The organism is Deltaproteobacteria bacterium, assembly GCA_016234845.1.
Taxonomy (GTDB): Bacteria; Desulfobacterota; Deferrimicrobia; order Deferrimicrobiales; family Deferrimicrobiaceae; genus JACRNP01.
In genome coordinates, this window is the sequence record JACRNP010000093.1 from 1 (window position 1) to 6,951 (window position 6,951).

8 protein-coding genes are annotated in these 6,951 nt (G+C 67.6%); all 8 read left to right on the plus strand.

Features of this window, described 5'->3' with window-relative positions; all coding sequences use genetic code 11:
* Window positions 1–24: 24 nt before the first annotated feature.
* The gene (locus tag HZB86_07155; protein MBI5905316.1) at window positions 25–594 is read left to right on the plus strand and encodes a hypothetical protein; all 570 of its coding nucleotides are present in this window, start codon (window positions 25–27) and stop codon (window positions 592–594) included.
* 87 nt (window positions 595–681) lie between these two features.
* Entirely contained in the window at window positions 682–1,878 is a 1,197-nt protein-coding gene (gene alaC / locus HZB86_07160; GenBank protein MBI5905317.1) for an alanine transaminase, read from the plus strand.
* Window positions 1,875–3,194: a homoserine dehydrogenase gene (locus tag HZB86_07165; GenBank protein MBI5905318.1), complete on the plus strand. Its 1,320-nt coding sequence runs from the start codon at window positions 1,875–1,877 to the stop codon at window positions 3,192–3,194. The genes alaC and HZB86_07165 overlap by 4 nt, the downstream gene beginning before the upstream one ends.
* A 23-nt stretch (window positions 3,195–3,217) precedes the next feature.
* Complete coding sequence (locus tag HZB86_07170; protein ID MBI5905319.1) at window positions 3,218–4,273, plus strand: threonine synthase; 1,056 nt, start codon at window positions 3,218–3,220, stop codon at window positions 4,271–4,273.
* A gap of 14 nt (window positions 4,274–4,287) precedes the next feature.
* Window positions 4,288–5,493: a cofactor-independent phosphoglycerate mutase gene (locus HZB86_07175; GenBank protein ID MBI5905320.1), complete on the plus strand. Its 1,206-nt coding sequence runs from the start codon at window positions 4,288–4,290 to the stop codon at window positions 5,491–5,493.
* Window positions 5,494–5,530: 37 nt separating this feature from the next.
* Window positions 5,531–6,487, plus strand: coding sequence for a class II fructose-bisphosphatase (gene glpX, locus HZB86_07180; GenBank protein MBI5905321.1), 957 nt, complete (start codon window positions 5,531–5,533; stop codon window positions 6,485–6,487).
* Window positions 6,487–6,696, plus strand: a complete 210-nt coding sequence (locus HZB86_07185; protein ID MBI5905322.1) for a 4Fe-4S binding protein — start codon at window positions 6,487–6,489, stop codon at window positions 6,694–6,696. Before glpX ends, HZB86_07185 begins: the two co-directional genes overlap by 1 nt.
* Window positions 6,693–6,951, plus strand: a 259-nt coding sequence (locus HZB86_07190; GenBank protein MBI5905323.1) for a 3-methyl-2-oxobutanoate dehydrogenase subunit beta, incomplete at its 3' end; no start/stop codon positions are given. The genes HZB86_07185 and HZB86_07190, both read left to right, overlap by 4 nt.

The following is a 6,951-nucleotide window of genomic DNA, read 5'->3' on the forward strand; positions in this document are numbered from 1 at the left end:
GACGCGACGCGGACGGCGGAACGGGTGAGAGAGGCGTTTCCGGACGCGGGCGTCGGGCTCCTGCACGGGCGGATGAAGGCGGAGGCGAAGGAGTCGGTGATGCGCGGCTTCCTGTCCGGCGCGCTCCGGATCCTCGTTTCCCCCACGGTGGTGGAGGTGGGCGTCGACGTCCCCGAGGCCACGGTCATGATCGTAGAGCACGCGGAGCGGTTCGGCCTTTCCCAGCTCCACCAGCTCCGGGGGAGGGTCGGACGCGGCAGCCGCGCCTCCCACTGCTTCCTGATGGTCGGGGGGAACGAGGGGGAGGACGCGGCGGCGCGCCTGGCCGTCATGGAGAATTCGACCGACGGCTTCCGCATCGCGGAGGAGGATCTGCGGATCCGGGGCCCTGGGGATTTCGCCGGCGTCCGCCAGTCCGGAATCCCCGACCTCGTGTTCGCCGACCTCGTCCGCGACGCGGGCATGCTTCGGACGGCGAAGGAGCTAGCGGAAGAGGTGCATGCCACGGACCCGTCGCTTTCGGCCCCGGGACACGAAGGGATCCGGAGGTTCCTGGACCGGAGGTCCGCCGCCGGGAGCGGCGGGGAAGGGTAGGGCGGCGCCGGATCCGGCGCCCGGACGGTTGCCAAACCCCCGGGGTATCCATTAAAGTAACTCTTTACCTTTTTGGAGGAATTTCCGATGGAACAGTTCCCGAGGATTCAACGCCTGCCCCCGTACGTCTTCGCGGTCGTGACCGAGCTCAAGTCGAAGATGCGGCGTGCCGGAGAGGACATCATCGACCTGGGGATGGGGAACCCGGACCTTCCCACGCCGAAGCACATCGTGGAGAAGCTGATCGAGGCGGCGCGCAACCCGAGAAACCACCGGTACTCCCTGTCGCGCGGCATTCCCAAGATGCGCCTCGCGATCTGCAACTGGTACAAGCGGAAGTACGGAGTGGAGCTCGACCCCGACACCGAGGCGATCGCCACGATCGGCGCCAAGGAAGGGATCTCGCACCTGGTCCTGGCCACCATGGGACCCGGCGACATCGCGCTCGTCCCCAGCCCGACCTACCCGATCCACACCTACTCCGTGATCATCGCGGGAGCGGACGTCCGGTCCATCTCGCTCACCAGCGGGGAGGGGGACTTCCTCGATCGGGTCCAGCGGGCGATGAAGACGCTCTGGCCGCGGCCGAAGATGATGATCATCTCGTTTCCGCACAATCCGACGACCGCGGTGGTCGACCTCGACTTCTTCAAGCGGGTCGTCGCGTTCGCGAAGGAGAACGGGATCCTCGTCGTCCACGACCTGGCGTACGCGGACCTCGTCTTCGACGGGTACAAGGCCCCGTCGATCCTCCAGGTGCCCGGCGCCAAGGACGTGGCGGTGGAGCTGTACTCGATGTCGAAGGGATACTCCATGCCCGGGTGGCGGGTCGGATTCGTCGTCGGAAACAAGCGGATGGTCGGCGCGCTCACCCGGATCAAGAGCTACCTCGACTACGGGATGTTCCAGGCGATCCAGGTCGCCGCGACGGTGGCGCTGAACGGTCCGCACCGCGTCGTCGAAGAGGCGGTGGAAGTGTACCGGAAGCGGCGGGACTGCCTGGTCGACGGTTTCGCCCGTGTCGGCTGGGAGTTCGAGAAGCCGAAGGGGACGATGTTCGTCTGGGCCCCCATCCCTGAGCCGTACAAGGCGATGGGTTCGCTCGAATTCTCCAAGGCGCTCCTCACGCACGCGAAGGTGGCCGTCTCTCCCGGCATCGGCTTCGGCGAGCACGGCGAAGGGTTCGTGCGGTTCGCGCTGGTGGAGAACGAGCACAGGATCCGGCAGGCGATCCGCGGAGTGAAGGCCATGCTCCAGAACCCGGTTCCGGCGCGGGCGAAATGACCGCCTCCCTCAAGGAGATCGGCGTGGGAGTCGTCGGGTACGGCACCGTCGGCACCGGCACGGTCCGCCTCCTCCTCGAGAACGCGGAGCACATCCGGAAACGGGTGGGGATCCCGGTCCGCCTGGTCCGCGTCGCGGACAAGGACGTGTCGCGGGACCGCGGGGTCGCCCTTCCCGAGGGCGTGCTCGTCTCCGACGGCATGCGCGTCGCCCGGGACCCGGAGGTCCACATCGTGGTCGAACTGATCGGCGGCACGGGGGCCGCAAAGGACTTCCTGCTCGAGGCGGTCCGCAACGGCAAGTCCGTGGTGACCGCGAACAAGGCGCTCCTCGCCGAATGCGGCCCCGAGATCGTCCGGGCGGTGCAGGAGGCGGGGGTCGACGTCGGGTTCGAAGCGAGCGTGGGCGGGGGCATCCCCATCATCCGCGGATTGCGGGAGGGGCTCGCGGCGAACCGGATCCAGGGGATCTTCGGCATCATCAACGGGACGTGCAACTACATCCTCTCCCGGATGACGCGGGAGGGGAAACCGTTCGCGGAGGTCCTGGCCGACGCGCAGAAATCGGGGCTCGCGGAGGCGGACCCGTCGTTCGACGTGGACGGGATCGACACGGCGCACAAGCTGTCGATCCTGGTGTGGCTGGCGACGGGCGGGCACGTCCCGCCGAAGGAGATCTACGTCGAGGGGATCCGGGAGATCGCGCCGGAGGACATCGCCTTCGCGAAGGAGTTCGGCTACACGATCAAGCTCCTGGCCATCGCCAAGCAGAACGGCGCCGGGATCGAGGCGCGCGTCCACCCGACGATGATCCCTTCCGAATACCTTCTGGCCACCGTGGACGGCGCGTTCAACGCGATCTACGTGAAGGGGGATTTCGTCGGTTCCACCCTGTCGTACGGTCAGGGCGCCGGGATGCTCCCGACCGCGTCGGCGGTGGCGAGCGACATCATCGAGATATCGAGGAACCTTCGGCGCGGATGCACCGGGAGGATCCCCCCCGGCGGCTACTTCCTCGCGGACCCCGGCGCCAGGGTGGAGATTTCCCCCTTCGAGCAGGTCCAGTGCGAATATTACCTGCGGATCGTGGTCGTCGACCGCCCCGGCGTCCTCTCCCGGATCGCGGGAGTGCTGGGCCGACACGCGATCAGCATCGCCTCGGTCCTGCAGAAGGGGCAGGGGGAGAGCGCCGTCCCGATCTTCATCGTGACCCACCGGGCGAAGGAGAGCAACATGCGCGCCGCGCTCGACGAGGTGGACCGGCTGCCGGACGTGCTGGATCGTACCCGGATGATCCGGATCGAAAACAACCTGTAGCCGGAAAAAGGAATCCAAGCGGAATGCACTGGGAAGGGATCATCCGCCATTACGCGCGCTTCTTCTCCCCCGTCCCGGAGGAGTGCGTCGTCACCCTGCTCGAGGGGAACACCCCGCTGGTCCCCGCCGCGGCGCTCGCCCGCCGGATCGCCCCGGGAACCGAGATCTTCCTGAAGTACGAGGGGCTGAACCCCACGGGGTCGTTCAAGGACCGCGGCATGACCATGGCCGTATCCAAGGCGAAGGCGGACGGGTCGAACGCGGTCATCTGCGCCTCCACCGGAAACACCTCCGCCTCCGCGGCCGCATACGCGGCGCGCGCCGGCATGAAGGCGTTCGTCCTCATCCCGGAGGGCAAGATCGCGCTGGGGAAGCTGTCCCAGGCGATGATCCACGGCGCGCAGGTGCTCCAGATCCTCGGCAATTTCGACGACGCCCTCACGCTGGTGAAGGAGGTGTCGGAGAAATACCCCGTCACCCTCGTGAACTCCATCAACCCATACCGGATCCAGGGACAGAAGTCCGCGGCGTTCGAGATCGTCGACGCGCTCGGGGACGCGCCCGACTACCACGTGCTGCCCGTGGGAAACGCCGGGAACATCACCGCGTACTGGGCGGGGTACAAGGAGTACCGGGCGTCCGGCGCGGCGAAGTCGCTGCCGGCGATGCTCGGGTGGCAGGCGGAGGGAGCGGCTCCGATCGTCCGGGGGGCGCCGGTGAAGAAGCCCGAGACGGTCGCCACCGCGATCCGGATCGGAAACCCCGCGTCGTGGAAGCAGGCTGCGATCGCGCGGGACGAATCCGGCGGCCTCATCCGCATGGTGAGCGACGCGGAGATCCTCGACGCGTACAAGATGGTGGCGGAAACCGAGGGGATCTTCTGCGAGCCCGCGTCCGCGGCCTCGATCGCCGGCGTGGTAAAATTGGCCAGGGAAAATTTCTTCCGGCGGGGGCAGCGGCTGGTCTGCACGCTCACCGGGCACGGGTTGAAGGATCCCGACAACGCCATCGCGCAATCCGTTTCCCCCGCGACGATCCCCCCGACCATGGCGGACGTCCTGCGGGTCCTCGGATTCTGAAAGAGGGGATACACATGGGCGGCAAATACATCATCCTCATCGGCGACGGGATGGCCGACTGGCCGATCCCGGCCATCGGGAACCGCACGCCCCTGGAGGCCGCGGAGAAACCGAACATGGACTTCATGGCCGCGAACGGCGCCCTGGGGATGGTGCAGGTGGTCCCGAAGGAGATGTACCCGGGGAGCGACGTTTCGAACCTGAGCATCCTCGGATACGACCCGGCCGCCGTGTACACCGGCCGCTCTCCGCTCGAGGCCGCTTCCATCGGCATTTCCCTGGGACCCGACGACGTCGCGGTGCGCTGCAACGTGGTCGCGCTGAAGAACGACGGCTCGGACTCCGAAATGGAGGATTTCTCCGCGGGACACATCTCGACCGCCGAGGCGGGGGAACTCCTGCGTTCCCTGCAGGACCGGGTGGCCGACAAGGGGGTCCGGTTCCACACCGGAGTTTCGTACCGCCACCTGATGGTCTGGCCGGGCGGGATGGACGGCGTCAAGACGACCCCCCCCCACGACATCCACGGGAAGAGGATCACCGAGTACCTCCCGAAGGGGATGGGGGCGGAGCTCCTCCTCGAAATCATGGAAATCTCGCGCGAGGTGTTCGCGGACCACCCGGTGAACCGGATGCGGTCCGCCGCCGGGAAGCTGCCGGGGAACTCCGTGTGGCTGTGGGGGCAGGGGAAGGCGCCGCGCATCCCCACGTTGCGGGAGAAGTACGGCCTCACCGGCTCGGTGGTGGCGGCGGTCGACCTCATCAAGGGGATCGGGATCTACGCGGGACTCCAAGTGGTCGACGTGCCGGGCGCGACGGGCTACATCGACACGAACTACGCGGGGAAGGCCGAATACGCCCTTCGGGAGCTCGAGCGGAAGGATTTCGTCCTGATCCACGTCGAGGCGCCCGACGAGGCGGGCCACAACGGGAACACCCGGGACAAGATCCGAGCGATCGAGCGGATCGACCGGGAGATGCTCTCCCCGCTCCTTTCGCGGGCCCGTGAAAAAGGGGACCTGCGGATCCTGCTGCTGCCGGACCATCCGACGCCGGTGGCGATCCGCACGCATGCCCAGGAACCGGTTCCGTTCGTCTTCTACCCCGCGCCTTCCGGGCTTTCCGCCACGCCGGGTCGACGATACACCGAGGCGGAGGGAAGGGACTCCGGCCAGTTCCTTTCCGCCGGGACGAAGCTGATGGCGCATCTTCTCGCGTGATCGACAGGCGAATACACCCCACATAAGGGAGGCTGACGTGGAACGGAATCTCGCGATGGAGGTCGTCCGGGTGACGGAGGCCGCCGCGCTGGCGGCGGCGAGGCTCATGGGGCGCGGGGACAACATCGCGGCGGACCAGGCCGCGGTCACCGCCATGCGCAAGGCGCTGAATTTCGTCCAGTTCAAGGGACGCGTGGTGATCGGTGAAGGGGAGCGGGACGAGGCGCCCATGCTCTTCATCGGGGAGGAGGTCGGCGCCGCCGATTCGCCGAAGGTCGACATCGCCGTCGATCCGCTGGAAGGGACCAGCATCGTGGCGTCGGGGGGGAACAACGCCCTGGCCGTCATCGCGATCGCGGAGGAGGGGGGTTTCCTGCACGCCCCCGACACCTACATGCAGAAGATCGCGGTCGGGCCGAAGGCGCGCGGTTCCATCGACATCACGGCCACCCCGACGGAGAACCTGCGGAGGATCGCCAAGGCCCTCAAGTCGTACGTGGAGGACCTCTGCGTCATCATCCTCGACCGGCCGCGCCACCAGGAGCTGATCAAGGAGTGCCGCGAGGCCGGCGCCCGGATCAAGCTGATCGGCGACGGGGACGTCGCCGCCGCCATCGCCACCGCGAAGGAAGGGTCCGGGGTGGACGTCCTGATGGGGATCGGCGGCGCGCCGGAAGGCGTGCTCGCCGCCGCGGCTCTCAAATGCCTGGGCGGCGACATGCAGGGGGTGCTCAAGTTCCGGAACAAGGAGGAGATCGAGCGGGCGAAGACGATGGGGGTGACCGACCTGAACCGCGTCTACGCCCTGGAGGACCTGGCCAGCAGCGACGTGATGTTCGCGGCGACCGGGGTCACCTTCGGCGACTACCTCCTCGGCGTCCGGTTCTTCAGCGGCGGGGCGACCACGCAGTCGGTGGTCATGCGGTCCCGGTCCCGCACGGTCCGGATCATCGACACGACCCACTACTTCGAGTTCAAGCCCAAGTACGACTGATGGCGACGGGACGCATCGAGATCGACTTCGAGCGGTGCAAGGCGTGCGAACTTTGCGTTCCCGCGTGCCCGAAGAACTGCATCGAGATCGGCGAACGGATCAACCGCCAGGGGTACACCTCCGCGGCGTTCGCGCGTCCCGACGACTGCACGGGGTGCGCGATCTGCGCGGAGACGTGCCCCGACGCATGCATCCGGGTGTGGCGATGAACGCGACGGCCGCCGCCGGGGGCAGGATCCTCACCAAGGGGAACGAGGCGATCTGCCTCGGTGCCGTCGCGGCCGGGTGCCGCCACTATTACGGCTACCCGATCACTCCCCAGAACGACATCCCCGAATACATGGCGGCGCACCTGCCGGCCCTCGGCGGAACGTTTCTGCAGGCCGAGAGCGAAGTGGCGACGATCAACTTCATCCTCGGAACCTCCGCCTCCGGGAAGCGGGTGATGACGTCCTCCTCGGGCC